The 18,397-nt window shown below is 66.8% G+C and carries 10 protein-coding genes; 2 read left to right on the top strand and 8 right to left on the bottom strand.

Annotation, left to right across the window (positions count from 1 at the left end; genetic code table 11):
- Window positions 1-202 precede the first annotated feature (202 nt).
- Entirely contained in the window at window positions 203-1,099 is an 897-nt protein-coding gene (locus ISF28_RS10185) for an alpha/beta hydrolase (RefSeq protein WP_198117066.1), read from the top strand.
- A gap of 153 nt (window positions 1,100-1,252) precedes the next feature.
- Here ISF28_RS10185 and ISF28_RS10180 read toward each other — a convergent pair whose 3' ends face one another.
- The 4 genes from ISF28_RS10180 to ISF28_RS10165 form a co-directional block, all read right to left on the bottom strand.
- The gene (locus ISF28_RS10180) at window positions 1,253-4,021 is read right to left on the bottom strand and encodes a TonB-dependent receptor (RefSeq protein WP_198117065.1); all 2,769 of its coding nucleotides are present in this window, start codon (window positions 4,019-4,021) and stop codon (window positions 1,253-1,255) included.
- 302 nt (window positions 4,022-4,323) lie between these two features.
- The gene (locus ISF28_RS10175) at window positions 4,324-5,589 is read right to left on the bottom strand and encodes a DUF2264 domain-containing protein (RefSeq protein WP_198117064.1); all 1,266 of its coding nucleotides are present in this window, start codon (window positions 5,587-5,589) and stop codon (window positions 4,324-4,326) included.
- A gap of 16 nt (window positions 5,590-5,605) precedes the next feature.
- A complete protein-coding gene (locus ISF28_RS10170) occupies window positions 5,606-7,960 on the bottom strand; it encodes a beta-galactosidase (protein ID WP_198117063.1) in 2,355 nt (784 codons plus the stop codon).
- Window positions 7,961-7,992: 32 nt separating this feature from the next.
- Window positions 7,993-10,860: a TonB-dependent receptor gene (locus tag ISF28_RS10165; RefSeq protein ID WP_198117062.1), complete on the bottom strand. Its 2,868-nt coding sequence runs from the start codon at window positions 10,858-10,860 to the stop codon at window positions 7,993-7,995.
- A gap of 280 nt (window positions 10,861-11,140) precedes the next feature.
- Here ISF28_RS10165 and ISF28_RS10160 point away from each other — a divergent pair, with 280 nt between their 5' ends.
- On the top strand, window positions 11,141-12,220 hold the full coding sequence (locus ISF28_RS10160) for a LacI family DNA-binding transcriptional regulator (RefSeq protein WP_198117061.1): 1,080 nt from the start codon (window positions 11,141-11,143) through the stop codon (window positions 12,218-12,220).
- On the opposite strand, the gene ISF28_RS10155 is transcribed toward ISF28_RS10160, so the two are convergent.
- The 4 genes from ISF28_RS10155 to ISF28_RS10140 form a co-directional block, all read right to left on the bottom strand.
- Window positions 12,159-13,499 carry an MFS transporter gene (locus ISF28_RS10155; RefSeq protein ID WP_198117060.1) on the bottom strand — a complete coding sequence of 447 codons (1,341 nt, stop codon included), beginning with the start codon at window positions 13,497-13,499 and terminating at the stop codon, window positions 12,159-12,161. The genes ISF28_RS10160 and ISF28_RS10155 overlap by 62 nt on opposite strands.
- A 349-nt stretch (window positions 13,500-13,848) precedes the next feature.
- Entirely contained in the window at window positions 13,849-15,015 is a 1,167-nt protein-coding gene (locus ISF28_RS10150; protein WP_229518985.1) for a glycoside hydrolase family 88/105 protein, read from the bottom strand.
- Between the two features lie 16 nt (window positions 15,016-15,031).
- The gene (locus ISF28_RS10145; RefSeq protein WP_198117059.1) at window positions 15,032-17,041 is read right to left on the bottom strand and encodes a heparinase II/III domain-containing protein; all 2,010 of its coding nucleotides are present in this window, start codon (window positions 17,039-17,041) and stop codon (window positions 15,032-15,034) included.
- A gap of 139 nt (window positions 17,042-17,180) precedes the next feature.
- Complete coding sequence (locus tag ISF28_RS10140) at window positions 17,181-18,197, bottom strand: LacI family DNA-binding transcriptional regulator (RefSeq protein WP_198117058.1); 1,017 nt, start codon at window positions 18,195-18,197, stop codon at window positions 17,181-17,183.
- Window positions 18,198-18,397 lie beyond the last annotated feature (200 nt).

The raw sequence follows: 18,397 nt of genomic DNA, 5'->3' as shown, positions 1-18,397 counted from the left end.
CTTGTCCTCGGGAGAAAAAGGGAGATATTCTCCGGATCGCGCCGTGGCGCCGCAATGCTGAAATCCGCCAGCGCCCGTCATGAAATCGCGCCGGCGGGCCAATCAAGCAAAATCATGAGCGGGATTCGCCGATTTGACACTTGCGCCGCGCGCCCGGCGGTGCTCAGAATTCGCCTTCACTCGTTCTTTTCAAGGCCCCCCGATGCGCAAACTATTGCTGACATTTTTCTTTTTCATCGCCTCCTGCGCCCAGGCGCAGACCACCGTCATTCCGCTCTGGCCGGAAGGCGTGCCGGGTGCGAAGGCAAACCTGGGCCCGGAGCGGAACGACGGCTGGAGCATCTCCCACGTCGTCGAACCGACGCTGACCTATTACCCGGCCGCCCCCGGCCGCGCGTCCGGCACGGCGGTGATCGTCTGTCCGGGCGGCGGCTATGAATTCCTGGCGTTCAACCACGAGGGCGGCAACTACGCGAAGTGGCTGTCCGGCCTCGGCGTGGCCGCCTTCGTCCTCAAGTACCGCTTGTCGGATTTCGGCCACCCCGCCCCGCTGCAGGACGTGTTGCGCGCCATCCGCATCGTGCGCGCCCACGCCGCCGACTACGGCGTCGCGCCGGAGCGCATCGGCGTGATCGGCAGCTCGGCCGGCGGCCACCTCGCCGCCAGCGCGGCCACGCTGTACGACGATCCGGCCGGACGCACGGGCGCCCCGCTCGACGCGGTCAGCGCGCGGCCCGACTTCCTGATGCTGATGTACCCGGTGATCACCTTGATGCCGCCGTACGCGCACGCCGGTTCGCGCCACGCGCTGCTGGGCGCGAACCCGGCGCCGGAGCTCGTGAAGGCGATGTCGCTGGAAACCCGGGTCACGCCGCAGACGCCGCCGACGTTCCTGGTCCACGCCCAGGACGACGGCGCGGTCCCGGTCGACAACAGCATCATGTTCTTCCAGGCCCTCACCCGCGCCCATGTGCCGGCGGAGATGCACATCTACGAGCACGGCGGCCACGGGTTCGGCATGACCCACGACCACGGCGACACGGCGCTGTGGCCGCAACGCGCCGAGGAGTGGCTGCGCGAGCATAAACTAATCAAATAAAAATCGGGGTCAGAGACTGGCACCGCGCAGCGGTGACGCTCTGACCCCGATTGCTTAGAACCTATCTTAGTAGGGTGGGCGGCCCCCGCCCACCAAACGTATGCGTCGCAGTAACGCATGGTGGGCGCGGGGCGCCCACCCTACCATAGGTTCTTAGAACTGCATGCGCAGGCCGAGGTTGACGCGGCGGCCGTCGTTCTCCAGCGTCAGGAACTGCGAGTCGTTGTTGGCGAACTCGTGCACCTTGGCGTTGGTCAAGTTGATGAAGTCCGCGTACAGCGACAGTTGCGACGTCAGGTTGTAGCGCAGGCTCGCATCCGTCTGGCCGTAGGCCGCGCGGTTGCGCGGCAAGGTGCTGCCGCCGCCGCAATCGATGGAGAAGTGATTGCGCCAGTTATAGCTGGCCCGTGCCTGGAACTTGGCGTTCTCGAAGAACAGCGACGCATTGTACGACTGGCGCGACAGGCCCGGATAGCCGCATTCCACGGGACCCGAGGACGTATCGCGGTTCGCTTCCGCATCCACGTAGGTGTAGTTCGCCGTCACGCCGAAGCCCCGCAGCAGCGGGCTGATATCGTCGAACGCATACTGGCCGGCCAGTTCGGCGCCCTTGATCCGGCCCGTCTGGCCGTTGCGGATGCGGGTGTCGTGCACGATCTCGTTCGGATACTGCGGCACTTTCGTGTCCTGCAGCGACGTCTCCAGGAAGTCCGACACCTTCTTCATGAACAGGGCTGCGCTGACGTAGTTCGTCTTCGACAGATACCATTCGTACGACACGTCGAAGTTGGTCGAACGCATCGGCTTCAGGTACGGGTTGCCGCCGCCGCTCGTGACGTAGCCGGTACGGCCGCCGTACCAGTTGCTGACGCCCATCTGGTTCAGCGTCGGACGGGTCAGCGTCTTCGATGCGGCCAGGCGCAGCAGCATGTCGTGCGTGATGTCGAATTTCACGTTGGCGGACGGCAGCCAGGCGTTATAGCTGCTGCCGACCGAATTCGTCTGCATCGGACCCCAGTTCTGGATGTACGTGGTGTCGTTCGGGCTTTGCACCGCCGACAACAGGACGCGGCTGGTACCCGAGGACAGCGAATTCACGTGCATGTAGCGCAGGCCCGCATTGCCGGACCAGCGGTCGCCTTCCCAGTTCGACTGGATGAAGGCATTCGCCACCTTTTCGCGCACGGCCCACAGCGACGGCTTCGTGTAGTCGATCGCCATCGGACCGTTCGGATAGATCGACTTGTCCGCATAATGGGCCGGATCGTTCGATTGCGGAATCAGGGATGGCTGGTTCAGGTACGCCATGTAGGCGTACGGATCGAAACTCAGGAAATTCGGCGGCACGCCGCCGCCGCTGCCGAACGGATTGCCCAGCGGCGTCACCGTGAACAGCGACGACGGCAGCGACACGTGGTAGCCGGAGAACGCGTTCCACGAGTCGGCGCTCCAGGAGATGTGCTCGACCTTGCGCTGCGAGTAGGCGGTGCCGAAATCGAGGCCCTTGAACACGCCCATGTCCGGATTCCAGGACGCGTTCAGGCGGGCTTCGTGCAGGTTGTCGTGGTTGGTGGCGATGTTGTTGCCGACCGCGTGGGCACGTACGGCCGTCGGGTCCGCGATACCGTCGCCGAAGGTCACGGTCGGCGTCGAACCGAAGGTCAGCACGTCGCCGTTCTTCGGCACCATGCCGGCCACGATCCACAGGTCGGGATAGCCGATCGACGTGCGCGACGTCGACAGGTCGCCTTCCACCTTCCAGTCGGGCGACAGGTTCCACTTCGAATTCAGGCCGTAGGCCAGCGTGGTCGACAGGCGGTCGCCGCCCTTGACGATCATGTCGTTCGAATTGGCGTCGGTCAGGATGCCCGCCGCGGCCAGGCCCGGATTGTTGGCGACGAAGGTCGAGCCCGGACGGTCGAAGCCCGTCACCTGGCCGTTCGCGTCATACTTCACGTTCAGCTGGGTCGGATTCATCCAGTCGCTGATGGCGATCACCTTGTTGCGCTGGTTCAGGCGCGAATACAGGGCGTCGGCCGTGATCTTCCAGCTGGACGACGGATTGTATTGCACCGTCGTGTTGGCGACGAGGCGCTTGCGGCTTTCGTCTTCATTCTGGAAGCCGTAGCTTTGCGGCATGATCAGCTTCTGGGTCGTGACGTCGGCGGCCGTCAGGCCCGTGGAATTCAGGTTGCCGTTGATCGTCTTCACGTCCAGCAGGTTCCAGGCGTCGTTGAGGGCCTTGTATTGGCGCGACGCGCGGTCCGTGTACGACAGCGAACCGGACACGCCGAAGTTCTTCTCCGCGTTCGCATAGCTGTACAGGGCGCTGAGGTTCGGCGTGTTCTTCTTCGAATTCGAGTCGTACGAATCCGACACGTTGACCACGGTCGACTGGCCGGCCTTGCCGGACAGCGGGCGCGCCGTCTGGATGTCGACCGTCGAACCGATGCCGCCTTCCGGCAGGAAGGCCTGCGACGTCTTGTACACGAGGGCCTTCGAGATCAGGTCGGACGACAGCACGTCGAACGAGAATTCGCGGCCGCCGGTATCGCTCGTCATCGTGCGGCCGTTGATCAGGACGTTGTTGAATTCCGGGCCCAGGCCACGCACGGAGATATAGCGGCCCTCGCCGTTGTTGCGCTGGATCTGCACGCCCGTCACGCGCTGCAGCGATTCGGCGATGTTCGTGTCCGGGAACTTGCCGGCGTCTTCCGCCGACACGGCGTCGACGACGCTGTCCTGCAGCCGCTTGGTCATCAGGGACGAAGAGAGGGACGCGCGGATACCGCTGACGACGACCTGCTGCACCGCGCCGTCGGCGGGTTGTTCGGTGGTGGTCTGCGCGCCGGCATACGCCGTCACGCACAGTTCGGCGATCAACGTCGCCAGTACGGTCTTGTAAAGCTTGTTGCTGACCATGTATTTGTCTCCCTTTCTCTGTTTATGTGATTGCTTGGTTTTTTTGATCGATCCGTGCAGGCTGGCCCAGCGGGCGGCGACAACGTTGTCGCATCGCGACGCAACGAGGGGGTTCGTTGCGTCGGTCTCGCCTGCTCACGGACCGGCGGCCTGCGCCGGTCTGCGCGGATATGCGGCCACGTCCAGGTGTTTACGACCGCACGGGACCATTGTACGTAGCCGCGCAATCCATCCCACTATGGATTCTTTACGGTCTGGCATGCCATAAACATATAGGACGATGTGCGCCATATATTGCATACTCAGTAATTGACGGCGTAATCCTTTGGGAACGGGCGTCCCGCGAAGGCCTTTTTCTGCGTCCAGTCCTGGCCGGGGCTCGTCCAGTAGGAATCGCCCGGCGGCAGGCCCAGCGCCAGCAGGCTTTCCGACGCGATGTACATGCTGCCGTTGTTGGAATAGATGTCGGCCAGTTCCGGATGGTGGCCGACGAAACCGATCGTCAGATAGCCGTCCTTCGTGAAATTGGTCGGGTCCGACCAGATCGCGTTGTGGACGGCTTGCAACGCCGCGCGCACCTGGCCCTCGGGCAGGCTGGCGGGCAACAGCTTGCGCCAGGCCAGCAGCGCGAGCGGCTGGAACACGGCCGTGCGGTACGTGAGCGAGCGGCCGATCGGCGGATACGTGCCCGTGGGCGAGATGAAGCGCTCCAGGTGCTCGCAATAGCGCTGCATGCGTTTGCCCGCCTGCGCGCGCAGCTCCGCCGGCTTGCCGTTCCAGAACGGCGCATTGTGCCGTTCCAGCACTTCGAGGATCTCGAACAGCATCGGGTACATCACGTACGAGTTGTAGTAATCGAAGTGGAACGTCTCGCCGTCCTTGATCCAGCCGTCGCCCACATACCACTCGTTGACCTTGCGGATCGCGACGTTCGTGCGCATCGGATCGGCGTCCTCCCCCACCGACAGCAGGAAGGCCTCGTTCATCGCCGCGAACAGCATCCAGTTGATGTAGGGCGGCTCGATCCGGCGCAAGCCCTTGATCTCGCCGACGATGCGGCGCTTCGTCGCGGCGTCAAGCGGCTCCCACAACGCCTTGGGCGCGCGGATCAGCGCATTCGTGAAATAGGACGAGTCGACGAGCGCCTGCCCGCCGGCGTTCCAGCCCAGGTAGTCCGGGCTCGCCGGGTCGACGGCATGCGCGTAGCACTGCAGCGCGAGCTGGCGCAGGCGCGCGCGCAGGCGGCCTTCCGCCGTTGCGTCGTCGGGCAGCGCCAGCCACGGCGCGATGCCGGAGATCAGGCGGCCGAAGCATTCCAGGTACGCGACCTGCGGGCTGCGGCCGTCCCACGTGGGGCTCAGTTCGAGCGGGAAGCGTTTTTTCAATTCGCCCCGCGCCATCGCGGAGAGGACCGGCTCGGCCAACTTTTGCAGCAGGCCGAGCATCCACTCGCGCTCCGCGCCCGGGCGCGCCGCCGCCGGCGCGGGCACCGCCGCGGCGTCGTTGCCGCCCAGGCCGAACGCGCCGGCGGCCGCCGCGAAGCTGCCCATGAAGTGTCGTCGTTTCATGCGTTTCCCTTGCTCGTCATTGGTCCGTCACCAGGCCGTCGCCGACATAGGCGCGGAAGTGGCGGATGCGTCCCGTGACGCCGTCCGGGCCCTGGCGCGGCACGTAGCGCAGGCCGGCCACTTCCATCGGGCGTCCGAGGTCGATCACGAGGCGATGCGGATGGCCGCCGCCCGTCAACGCCGTGTGCCAGTAGTCGCTGTTCTGGCCATTGATGGCGTTCAGCGCGCCGCCGTCTTCCTTCGTCGCTTCCTCGCTGTCGACCCAGGCGATGGTCCAGTTGGACTGGTCCAGGGTCTTGCCGTTCTTGTCCAGCAAGGACAGCTCGGCCACGGCCGCATACGGCTTGCCGTCGAACGCGTCGAGCGACTCCAGGCAGAACTGGCGGCCCGCTTTTGGCGCGGCGAAGTGCACGTCCTGCGTCTGCGAGCCGGGCGCGAATTCGCCCTCGTGCACGGGCTTCACGCCGGTGAGGTGCAGCTTGGCGGTGCTGGGCGGGCGGGGGAAGTCGCGTTCGCGGTGCAGCTGGTCGAGAATCGGTTCGGCCAGGCCGGCGATGTGCGGCGTGCCCTGCCCGCGCGGCCCGGTCAGGTCCAGCACGACCACCTCGTTGCGGCCCTTGCGCAGCCACGGTCCCGGCAGGTACATCGTCTGCGTGGGCCCGATGCTCCAGAAGCGTCCCAGGCAGCGGCCGTTGACCCACACGACGCCCTGGCCCCACGCCGACATGTCGAGGAAGGTGTCGTCCGTGCGGGCGGCATCGAACCCGCCGCGGTAGAACGCGGCGCCCTTGCCGCGCCCCTTCTTGAACGCGAGCGGCGGCAGCACGCCGTCCGCATCGAAATCGAGGGCGCGGATTTCCCAGTGTTCCAGCGGCGCCGCGGCCCCGCCCTTGGGCGTGAACGTGACGGGGCCATGGATGCCCTTGCGGTCGTGGACTTCCGGGCCGAAGTTGACGCGCGCGATCGTGTACAGCAGGATCTCCAGCGTCGCCGGCTTGCTGCGCGCCGGGACGTCGACCTTGTAGCGGCGGTAGCGCGTGTCGAACGTGCCGATCTGCTTGCCGTCCAGGTGGACCCACGCCAGGTCGCGTGCCCGCGCCACTTCCACGACGCCGCCTGGACCCGCCGGCAAGGTCACGCGGTAGGACACGAGCCCGCGGCTGATGTCGTACTGCTCGATCGGACGGGGCGACACGTCCTTGATCACGCGCGCCGGCATGGCCGACTTCACCGCCACGGATTCCGCCAGCGCGAACGGAGGAATCGTCATCACGGGCATGCGCGGCGGCGGCGCCGGCAGCTTTTCGCCGGGCGCCAGGAACGGCGTGATGGCGGCGCGGTAGGCGTCGAATTTTGCGCCGATCCAGCCGGCCTCGCCGATCGGCGCATCGTAGTCGTAGCTCGTCGTGTCGGGTCGGAACGGGCGGTCGCAGCCGCCCCACAGGCCGAACGTCGTGCCACCGTGCGCCATGTACAGACTGAACGAACCGTTCGCCTTGAGCATCGCGGCGATGTCCTTCGTCGCGCCTTCCACGCCGCCGCGGCGGTGCGGCGCGCCCCAGGTGTCGAACCAGCCGGAATAATATTCGCCGCACATCCGCGGGCCCTTCTGCACCGCGTCCAGCGCCTTGAAGCCGGCGGCCGGGTCGCTGCCGAAGTTCGCCACCGTGAACAGTTCGGGGATGTAGGTGCGGGCGACGGCGTTCGTCGGATTGCACTGGAACAGCGGGACGTCGAAGCCGGTGTCGAGCAGCGCCTGGCGCAGCGCGCGCAGGTAGCCCACGTCGTCGCCGTAGAAGCCGTACTCGTTCTCGACCTGCACCATCAGGATGTTGCCGCCCTTCGTCACCTGCATGGGTCCCAGCACCCGCCCGACCTCCTTCAGCCAGCGCCGCGCGGGCGCCAGGTAGGCCTCATCGCGCGTGCGCAGGAAGGCGTCGCCGTCGTGCTTGAGCAGCCACCACGGCAGGCCGCCCATCTCCCACTCCGCGCAAGCGTACGGACCGGGACGCAGGATCACCCACAGGCCCTCCTGCTGCGCAAGCCGGCAGAATTCGGCGGCGTCGCGCTGCGCGGCCCAGTCGTAACGGCCCTCTCTCCACTCGTGGTAGTTCCAGAACAGGTAGGCGCACACCGCGTTCAGGCCCATCGCCTTGATGGTCTTGAGGCGGTGCGTCCAGTACTCGCGCGGCACACGGGCGAAGTGCATCTCGCCGCAGCGGATCTGCAGGGGCTTCCCGTCCAGCAGGAAGTCGTGTTCGCCGATCGCGAAACGGTGGGACGCGGCCGCGTGGACGGTGGCGGTAAGGGGCAGCAGCGCGGCGGCGGCGCTGCCTTTCAGCAGACTGCGGCGTTGGTAACTGATGGTCATGTGGTCATGTCGTTGTCGTCAGGGTTCGAAAATTACAGCTTGCCGCGGATGCCGATCTTGATGGTGCGGCCGTCGTACTTCGCATAGTCCATGCGGGTGCGGTGGCCGTCGCCGTAGCGGCCCGTCGCGTCCTCGAAGTAATCGTAGGACAGCGTGTTGGACAGGTTCAGCGCATCGATGCGGAGTTCCAGGTTCTCGGAGAGTTTATAACTGATATTGCCATCCAGGTAGCCCCGCGCGGCGCGCCAGCGAATCAGGTCGTCGCCGTTGTTCTTCGGATTGTCCGGATGCAGGTAGCGGCCCTTGTAGTTGTACGAGAGGCGCATGGCCAGCGGGCCATGCTCGTAATAGGTCGTGAAGCTGTACGCGTATTTCGGCACCGAGTTGACCTTGATTTCCTGGCCCGCGGTCGTGATCCAGCGCTGGCTGTTGAACGGGTCGATGTGCGTATAGCTGCCCAACGCGCCGAGGCCCTTGAACGGCTCCGGCAGAAAGGTGAAGTCCTGCTGGTATGCCAGCTCGTAGCCCTTCAGCGTCTGCTGGCCCGCGTTGCCGTAGGTGCGCAAGGTCATCGGCAGGTTCGGGTCGACGTGGCCGTTCGCGTCGTGGAAGATCGCGCCCAGCGCCGTGTCGGGCAGGCCCAGCGCGCCGAACGTGGTCTGCGTCGTGCTCGAGACGGTGGCGTCGGTCAGCTCTTTCTTGAAGTACGCGGCCGACAGCAGGCTGCCCCGCTTGAAATACCATTCGAGGCTGGTGTCCAGGTTCTTCGATTGCTGCGGCTTCAGGTTCGGGTTGCCCGCCGTGGCCGTGTTGTCGTACGGGTTCGGGATCACGGTCTGCGCGGCGATGATCGACAGCGACGCGCGGCTGATCGTCTTGCCGTACGACGCGCGCCAGATCAGGTCGTCCGTCAGGTCGTACGCGGCGCTGACGGCCGGCAGCACGTTCGTGTACTTGCCGTGCTCCTGGTTCGGCGCGTAGGTGTTGTTCGTGCCCGCCTTCTTGTAATTGTCGATGCCGAGCTTCGTCTGCGCCCAGCGCACGCCGGCGTTGAGGCGCAGCTCGCGGTCCAGGACCTGGCCCTTGACGTCGGACTGCACGAAGCCGGTCGTGACCTTCTCTTCCGCGCCGAAGCTTTGCGCCGGCGTGAACGCGGCGCCCGTGTTGTACGCGAGCGGATCGTACGTGCCCATCGTGTAGCCGCGCGTGAACGTGCCGAATTGATGCGGCCAGCCGTCGCCCATGTCCAGGTTCGAGATCGGCAGGGTCGACACCATGTTGGCGCGCAGGCCCGCGTCGCCGAACTGCTTCAGCTTCGCCACCATGCCTGCCGTGCCGTTGCGCTTCTCGACGCCCTTGGTCGTGTCGACGTACACGATGCCGCCCTTGAAGTGGCCGGTCCAGTCGCCCCACAGGTCGTAGTCCTGGTCCAGCACGAGGCGCGCCTGGCGGCCCTTGTCCGTCTCGCGCGTCCAGCCGGTATTGATGTCGAAGCCCGTGAAGTTGGCGGGATTCGTGTAGTCGACGGGCGAGGACATCGACGGGTACACGTGGTCCGCGCCATAGTCGATGGTGGAATCGATGCCGAAGATCTGGCCCGACAACGTGTCCTGGTAGCTCGTCGCGTCGCTGTTGTTCGCCGACAGCTGGCCGGTCAGCACGGTGCCGTGCTTGACTTCCCAGCGGCCGTTCAATGCCAGGTAGCCGAACCTGGTCTTGTCCTCGCCATACGTGACGCCGCTGCTGTACGACGTATTGCCGAAGGTGCCGGTCAGCAGGTCGGACGCGGGATCGATGTGCACGTCCAGCGGCACGAGGCCGTTGTGGCCGGACTGGCCGGCGGGCGCGCTGCGGTCCGTCGTCTTGCTGTTGCGGATCAGGATGCCGTAATACACCTCGTCGCGGCTGTTCTTGAGTTGCGAGGCCAGGCCGTCCAGGCTGACGTTCAGGCCGCCCTGCTTGAACTGCAGCGACGTCACGAGGCCGTCGCGCGTGCGCCGGTTCTGCGAGCCGTAGAAGCGGTAGATGCGGGGCAGCAGCGCGTTGTCGACCTGGTCGCGCGTGTAGCCGGACAGGTTCGCGCGCGGGTCGTCGTAGTCGAGCTGCAGGGCGAAGTTGCCCAGCACGGGCGAGGCGCTGCCGCGGCGCGAACTGTTGTAGCCGCCGGTCGCCTCGAAGCCGGAACGGTTGTTGACGGCCTTCGAATGGGCGACGCCGGCCAGGAAGCCCCACGGTCCCCACGTGTTCGAGTACAGCGCGAAGCCGCTCGGATCGGTCTTCTCCGACATCGTGTTGTAGGCCGCCGAGGCGGCGTAGCGAATCGTGCGCTTCGGGTTGTCGAAGGGGCGCGGCGTCTGCAGGTCGACGACGCCGCCCATGCCGCCTTCCGGCAGTTCGGCCAGCGGGGTCTTGTAGAAGTCGACGCGGCCGAACAGTTCGGACGCGAACACGTCGTAGTTGAAGCCGCGCGCGGCGCTGCCGATGGTGCCGGTCGACGTCGTGTTGACGGGCGCGCCGTTCAGGGTCGTCACCGAGTATTCGGTCGGCAGGCCGCGGATCGAGATGCGCTGACCTTCCGCCGAGCTTTCGTCGCGGTTCAGGATCACGCCCGGCACGCGCTGCAGCGACTCCGCCACGTTCGCCTCGGGGAACTTGCCGATGTCCTCCGCCACGATGGAGTCGCGCACGCCGATGGCCTGCTGCTTGAGGTTCAGCGCCTTCTGCAGGCTGGAACGGAAGCCCGTCACGACGACGGTCGTCGTGGCGGCTGCGTCCTGCGCCGGCGGCGCCGGCTCGTTGGCGGGCGGTGCGCTCTGCGTGGTGTCCTGGGCCAGGGCCTGGTTCCCGTATGCGGCGGCCAGCGCCACCGGCAACAGCGTGGCGAGCAACTTCTTGTTCATCTTGTCTCCATTCTTGTCTCGTTATTGGACCAGTTGGGCCGGCTGATGTCATGTTGCAGTAGTCTTTACGCCGGTCGATGGTCACGTTACCACAGGCGATTATTAATCGGCAATAGCGCACGAATGGCGACAAATTGAACATAAGCCCTTGTTTTTGCAGCATATCGACCAATGCGCCGGCACTTTTCGTGTCTCGGCGTAAGGACAGGCATGCCAAAGAGTCATACCTTTGACCAATTTTGTGATGTACGTTGTCTCATTTATCCGTCAAACTGCCTTCATGCGTAAAGCCAGCAAACTCAGTGAAGTCGCCCGGCTCGCGGGCGTCGCCCCGATCACGGCCTCGCGCGCCATCCGCGGCGCAGGCTATGTGTCGGCCGAGACGCGCGAGCGCGTCAATGCCGCCGCCGCGCAACTGCAGTACACACCCGACCCGCTGGCGCGGCGCATGCGCGGCGACCGCAGCCGGCTGCTCGGCGTGTTCGTCAACAACTACGGCCCCGTCGTGCTGCACGAGATTATCCGCGCCCTCAGCACGCATGCGCGCGCCCGGGGCTACGACCTGTTGCTGTTCAACGCCGAGCGCTTCGACAGCCCGGATCGCATGGCCACCTGCGACCTGCTGGGCAAGCTGTGCGACGGCCTGCTGCTGGTGATGCCGACCGCGAACGACCGCTTCCTGGACGCCATCGAGCGCCAGCAGCTGGCCAGCGTCGTGCTGTGCTTCGACGCGCGTCCGATCTCCGTCCCCGTCGTGGCGGCGGAGAACCGCCTGGGCGCGCGCACCGCCGTCGACCACCTGCTGGCGCTGGGCCACCGCCGCATCGCCTACATCGCCGGCAATCCGGGCACGGGACAGAGCGCGGAGCGCGAAAGGGGCTACCTCGACGCGTTGGCGGCGGCCGGCATCGCGCCCGATCCGGCGCTCGTCGTCAACGGCGCGTTCGTGCAGCCGGGCGGTTATGCGGCCACGGAGCAGCTCCTCGCCCTCCCCGTCCCGCCGACCGCCATCTTCGCCGCCAACGACGAGATGGCGTTCGGCGCCATCGACGCGATCAACAGCCGCGGTCTGAAAGTCCCCGGCGACATCTCCGTGATCGGCTACGACGACATCCCCACGTCCAGCTGCGTGTTCCCCAAGCTGACGACGATGCACCAGCCGTTCGACGCCATCGCCGCGTATGCCGTGCGCGAAGTGGTCGGCATGATCGCCGGACGATCGACGGAGCCGGCGCGCATCGCCTTCCCCGCGAAGCTCGTCGTGCGCGGATCGACGGGCCCCGCGCCCGGCGCCGCCGTCACGCCGACGACGCCGCGCCGACCCGCGCGCGCGCGGCGCGCGACAGCCACCGGAACGTGACCACGCTGGCGCCCGCCAGTAGGCCGCCAGCCAGCAGGGTCAGGCCGTAGTCGTGGCTCGTCGAGTCGAGCATAGGACCGAGCAAGAACGAGAGCGCGATGTTCGACGTGGAGAACAGCACGCGCTTGGCGCCGTCGAACTGTAAAAACCGCGCGCGCGGAAACAACACCATCGGCAGCGACGCGGCGGCCGTGTAATACGTGCCCGCCACGACGACGTGCAGCACATAGACGACCGAAAAACTCGTCAGGTCATGCACGGCGAGGAAGCCGCCGCACGCCACGCACGCATACAGCCCCATCGTCCACACGGTGACGCTGGCGGCGCTGTAGCGGTCGACCATCCAGCCGATCACGGACGACAGGACGATCGACAGCGCGTACGACGTCGCCAACAGTTTTCCCAGCTGGGCCTTGTCCATGCCCAGCGAGTCCGCATACAGTTGCGAGAAGGTGTTGAAGGGCATGAAGGTCAGCTCGGACGCCGTCAGCGCGAGGAACACGAGCAGGAAGTAGCGGTCGGAAAAGCATTCGCGCCAATAGGTCCGGCCCATCGAGCGCCACGACACGGCGCCCTGCCCCTCCATCGCGGCCGGGCCGTATTCGCCCTCCTTCAGCCGCACGCACATCAGCATGCAGGCGGCGCCGAAGAACAGTCCGATGCCGAGGAAGACTTCGCGCAGATGGTGTTCCGTGAGGCGGAACACCCAGAGATTGAACAGGATGCCGGCCGCCAGGCCGACGATGCGGAACGCCCCGTAGAAGCGGCCGAGGACGGGGCGCGGCACGATGTCGTTCACGAGTCCCCCGTACAGGGCCACGGTGACGAGCGCGAGGCCTTCGAACGCCGTCCAGAACAGGCAGAACCACGCGAGCACGCAGGTGTCGGCGCCGGGCGACATCGATCCGAGCAGGCGATCGGTGACGCGGCCGATCGCCGTGCACTGGCCCAGCGCGACGAGGACGAGCGCGGCGACGGGCGTGATCCCCATCAGGAACGGCAGGCGCCGTCCCCAGCGGCTGCGAAAGCGGTCGGAGCGGAAGCCGACGACGGGCACGAGCACGCACCCGAGCAACGCCGGCAGCGCCGACACGAGCACGGCGATCGTCGTGTCGCTGGCGTGGTGCTGGCGCAGTAATTCCAAGACGCCCGGGATGGCCGAGCGGTCGCGGAAGGCGATGGCGAATTGGCCGAACAACAGCCAGAACACGACGATGGCGAGGCCCGCCCCGGCATACCGCAAGGTACCGACGGCGTAGGCGCTTTTGTCTTCCAACATGGACGCGTTTCCCACTAACAAGAGCTAAAGCATCGCCCCACCTTACAGAAAGCGCAAGCTTTTTTAATTCGGGGTCAGAGCACGTTTTTCGACAAATTCGGGGTCAGAGCACGTTTTGCTGCACGATCTTCGCGGCAAGTTTGCCCTGTGCCCGCGCGAGATCGAGCCGTCGTACCCTCGTTGCGCGGACTGCGGCCCGCTGATTCGTTGCGATTCCGGACATTGTTCGGAAATGTGCTCTGACCCCAAATTTAGAAGAAAAAGTGCTCTGACCCCGAATTTTGGCAAAAAAAAGACCTGCCATCCCTGGGCAGGCCGAACACGGGCGGGTGGCCCGCGAAGGAGAGAATCAGTGGGCCAGCTTGGCCATCTCGGATGCCGCCAGCAGCACGGCGCCCACGCCGAAATGGGCGGTCGAGTCGCGGTCGACGACCTGGCCCGGGATGGCGCGGTCGCCGATCGGCTGTACGTAGCCGACCTTGCCGTCCGGCTGGATGGCGGTGTGCGTCAGGTAATCCCAGCCTTTCACGGCGACCGGCAGATAGGTCGCGCGGTCCAGCAGGCCGTTGTTGATACCCCACAGCATGCCGTAGGTGAAGAACGCCGTGCCGCTCGTCTCCGGCCCGGGCGCATGGGCCGGGTCGAGCAGGCTGCGCGTCCAGTAGCCGTCCGGGCTCTGGGCGTCCTTCAGCGTCTGCGCCATCGCGCGGAAGCGTTCCGCGAACAGGGGACGGTACGGATCGTCGCGCGGCAGGTCCGCGAGTACCTTGGCCAGCGCCGCGAACACCCAGCCGTCGCCGCGCGCCCAGAAATCCTTCTTGCCGTTGACGCTCTTGTGCCGCGGGTAGACATAGCGCGCGTCGCGGTAATACAGGTGGGCGTCCGCGTCGTACATCAAGCCGTTCGCGTACTGGAAATACGCGACCATCTTGTCGAGGTAGCGGCGGTCGCCCGTCAGCTTGTACATCTTCGTCATCACGGGCATGACCATGTACAGGCCGTCCGCCCACCACCAGTAGTCGACGCGGTCCGTGCCGATCTCGTAGCCCATCACCTCGCGCGCGCGGGCGACCCGGCGCGGATCCTGCGGACCGAGGCGGTACAAATCCAGATAGGTCTGGAAGCAGACCTGCCAGTCGCCGAACAGCACGTGGCCGTCCGTCTCGCCGTACGTGAGCTTCCACTGCGACTTGTCGTCGGACTTGGCGCCTTTCCAGCCGTTGTAGTCGGCCCACCGTTCCGAATACTGGCGGTAGGCCTCGTTGCCCGTCACCTCGTACGCCGCCATGTTCCCGGTGTGGTACACGGCGACGTTCCAGAACGACCATTCCGTCGCCGGCGTCGTGCGCTGCCAGTAGCCGTTCACCTTGTCGATGACGGCCAGCGCCTCCGCACGCGTCGGGACCGCGGCCCGTGTGTCCCGCGCCGGCGCGGCGGCCGGCTTGCCCGCCATGTCCGCACAACCGCCCAGCAGCAGCCCGCCGGCCAGGATGCCCGCCATCACTCGCTTGTTCAATTTGACTCCTTCAGTGTCATGTCGCTATCGTTATGGCCAGGTCGCCGGCGGCCAGCGGCCGCGTGGACGCCAGCTTGACGCGGTACAGCGCCTCGCCCCATTCGTGTTTCAGGCCCGGGTCCGCCAGCGGCAGCGGCTCGACGTCCGAGCGCAACATGCGGGGATCGAAACGCAGCAGCACCGTCCGGCCGCCCGCCACGGGCAGCGCCACGATGCCCGGCTGCGCCGCGTCGGGCCGGCGCGGCGTCATGAAGACGAGCGTCACCGGGGCGGACTTCATTAACTCGAACGTCTCGCGCAGGGTCACCGTGCCGGCGTCGCGGTCCAGCGCGACGCGGCGCTTCCACGTCCGGATGCCCGCCTCGGGGCCGAACGTCGTGGCCAGCTCCATCGCCATGCCGGTCGCGCGCGGGCCGTCGTCGACGCGCACCGCGCTCGCGCGGTCGCGCGCGTCGCGGCCCCGCTGCATGTGACCGCCCACGAGCGGCAGGTTGTGAAAGCCCGACTGCATGGTCCAGATGGTGTAGCGATCGCGGCTGAACGTCTTCGCCGTGTAGGCTTCGACGCCGGGATCGACGAACACGGGCCGGCCGTCGTGGAACACGATGAAGCTGCCCGAATCGTGGTGTCCATGGCTGCGCGCGTTCGGCGCCGTCTGCACGGCGAGGAAGAAGCCTTGCGCCGAACCGGCCCGCGCCCGCGTCGTCATCAGGCCGAGCGCGGGATACCACGCCGCGCGCTCCAGCGCATCCCGTCCTGTCGTTGCGCGCATGCGCGCGACCTCCAGCACGTCGGCCACGTCGCGCGCGAGCCGGCCCTGGTCGGACAGCGCGATGCCGCGCGCGGGCGCGCGAAAGGCGCCGAACGCGGCCAGCTCGCCGTCGCCGGTCGCGCGGCCGAAGCGGTGCAGCAGCGGCGGCGAATGGCGGACCTGCGCATGCGCGTCGCCGTAGTTCACGAACCAGTCGCCCGCCACATGCACGTCCAGCACGTAATGGCCCATGCGCCGCACGAACGGGTCGGCCGCGAGATCGACGATGCCGCCGAGCGCGGAATCGAGCGCCATCAGGCAGTCCAGGTACGGTCCGGCGGACATCGTCCAGTAGCTGGGCCCCTCCTCGCACGCGCCGTCGTCGGAATAGTCTTCCAGGAAGCGGTCGAGGCAGCCGCAGATCTTGAGCGTGGCCGCGCGCCGCCGCGCCGGATCCGGCTCCAGCAGCAGGTTCGCTTCCAGCCAGCTCGACGCGATCCACGACGTCCAGTTGTTCAGCGGTTCCCTGCGCTCATTTTTCCCAACCGCGAGGCCCATCCACTTGAAATCGTCGCGCGCCCAGCCCGGGTCGAGGATGCGCCGCTTCACTTCCGCCGCGATGCGCACCGGGAGCAGCGGCGAGACGGTGCCCAGCTGCGCGCCGACGAGGTAGTGGACGTACGCGAGCGTCACGCCCGTCTCCGCCGCGAACAGGTCGATCACGGGTTCGGCCGCGTCGGGCAGGCCCACGCCGCGCTTCTGCATGCCGGTATGCGCCGGCAGGCCCCAGAACGTTTCCTCGCACACGTGCCAGACGCCGTCCGCGATCGCGTGCAGATAGCGTCCGCGGCCCTGCACGCATTCCGCCAGCACCAGGCCGGCGAGCCGGCTGCGGCGCTCGAAATAGCGTTGTTCGTAATGCGTGCGGTTGCCGTTTTCCGCGAATTCGAGGAACAGGCTGGCCGGCAGCTGCGGCCATTCGGTGCCCAGCCAAGAGTCGGCGCGCGCGATGAGCGCTTCGGCCACGTCGGCCGGCACGCGCGACCAGGCGGCGCGGTCGCCCGCCTGCGGATAGGGATGCCACGCGTCGGCCGGGAGCAGGTGCCGCGCCAGCAGCGCGTCGTCGACGACGGTGCGCAGGTAGCGCTTGGACACGCGCGGCGCCTGTGCCGCACCGCCCTGCCCGCCCCCTTGCGCGTGCGCCGCGCGCAGGCCGGGCGAACCCAGCAGCGCCAGCGCTTGCACGCCGCGGGTCAGCGCATCCCTCCGGTTCATGTCGTCTCCTCGTTATGTGAGACAACGTTACCACTCGAATTGGCAAATGACAATAGGATTTCGATCAAGTGCTTGCGTGAAGCGTGGGCGGGCCGGGGATGGTAACGATGCCACCCCCGCGCCATGGCGGGCGGGGCGATCAGGCCTTGGGAGCGGGTCCGGTGGAGTCGCGGATGACGAGGCGGGCCGGCAATTCGATGCGGAAGCCGTCGGCCCGGCCGCTGCGCATCGCATCGACCAGTTCCGCCACGGCCCGGATCGCGATCTCGTTCAGGGGCTGGCGCACGGTGGTCAGCCTGGGATGGACGAAGGCGGCGCGGATCACGTCGTCGAAGCCGACGACGGACACGTCGTCCGGCACTTTCTTGCCGGCGCCGGAGAGCGCGTCCAGCGCGCCGAACGCCATCGCGTCGTTGGCCGCGAAGATGGCGGTGGGCGGATGCGGCAGCGCGAGCAGCGCCTGCGTCTCCATGAAACCGCTCGCATCGTTGAAATCGCCCTGGCGCAGATAGGCCGGCTCGATCGCGATGCCGGCCGCGCGCAGCGCATCCTCGTAGCCGCGCTGGCGCTCCTCGCTCTGGCCCGTGAACGAGGTGCCGGCGATGAAGGCGATGCGGCGGTGGCCCAGCCCGAGCAGGTGCTCGACCGCGGCCCGCGCCGCGAGACGGTTGGAGCCGAGGACCACGGGCAGGTCGATCTGGCGCGCCGCGAAGCTCACCAGCACGCACGGGGCGTGCGCGCGTTCCAGCTTGGCCAGCAGGCCGTCGTTGGCATCGGGGAGCAGCAGGAGCAGGCCGTCGCACAGCTTGCGCAGCATCTCCGCCGTGCCGGCGCGGCGGGCGTCGTCGAAGTGCTCGGCGTTGAAGACGATGAGGTCGAAGCCGAGCCGGCGCGCCTCGTCGTTGAGGGCGCTGAGCAGCTCGTGCAGCACGAGCGAGCGGAAGCCGTTGACGAAAACGCCGATCAGGCCCGAGTTCCCGCCCCGCATCTTCTGCGCGATCATGTCCGGCGTATAGTCCAGCTTCGCCGCCGCCGCGAGCACGCGCTCGCGCGTCTCCTTCGCGACCCGCCCGACGCCGCGCAGCGCGCGCGACGCCGTGATCAACGACACGCCGGCTTCTTCGGCCACTTCCGTCAGCGTACTTGTTTTCTGCATTCCGATTTCACTTTCCCGCCCCGCAGGCGCATGTGTCCAACGTTACCACATCGTTGCGGCAACGCTACCTGAATCATTTCGAACAGACAAGATGCCGCCGCCGGCGCCGCGCCGCGGCAGCATGTAAAACGACTGTCAATACCCTGTAAAAAGAATGTAAAGCGACACTCGCTTTACTGTAAAGCGCCCGCCCGACGGCA

The organism is Massilia rhizosphaerae, assembly GCF_016093545.1.
Taxonomy (GTDB): Bacteria; Pseudomonadota; Gammaproteobacteria; order Burkholderiales; family Burkholderiaceae_D; genus Telluria; species Telluria rhizosphaerae.
Note: the sequence above shows the minus strand (reverse complement) of the source record. Positions and strands in the feature narration are given on the sequence as shown.

Coding starts and splice junctions, on each gene's coding strand:
- ISF28_RS10185 (WP_198117066.1), top strand. CDS start 203: ATGCGCAAACTATTGCTGACATTTTTCTTTTTCATCGCCTCCTGCGCC.
- ISF28_RS10180 (WP_198117065.1), bottom strand. CDS start 4,021: ATGGTCAGCAACAAGCTTTACAAGACCGTACTGGCGACGTTGATCGCC.
- ISF28_RS10175 (WP_198117064.1), bottom strand. CDS start 5,589: ATGAAACGACGACACTTCATGGGCAGCTTCGCGGCGGCCGCCGGCGCG.
- ISF28_RS10170 (WP_198117063.1), bottom strand. CDS start 7,960: ATGACCATCAGTTACCAACGCCGCAGTCTGCTGAAAGGCAGCGCCGCC.
- ISF28_RS10165 (WP_198117062.1), bottom strand. CDS start 10,860: ATGAACAAGAAGTTGCTCGCCACGCTGTTGCCGGTGGCGCTGGCCGCC.
- ISF28_RS10160 (WP_198117061.1), top strand. CDS start 11,141: ATGCGTAAAGCCAGCAAACTCAGTGAAGTCGCCCGGCTCGCGGGCGTC.
- ISF28_RS10155 (WP_198117060.1), bottom strand. CDS start 13,499: ATGTTGGAAGACAAAAGCGCCTACGCCGTCGGTACCTTGCGGTATGCC.
- ISF28_RS10145 (WP_198117059.1), bottom strand. CDS start 17,041: ATGAACCGGAGGGATGCGCTGACCCGCGGCGTGCAAGCGCTGGCGCTG.
- ISF28_RS10140 (WP_198117058.1), bottom strand. CDS start 18,197: ATGCAGAAAACAAGTACGCTGACGGAAGTGGCCGAAGAAGCCGGCGTG.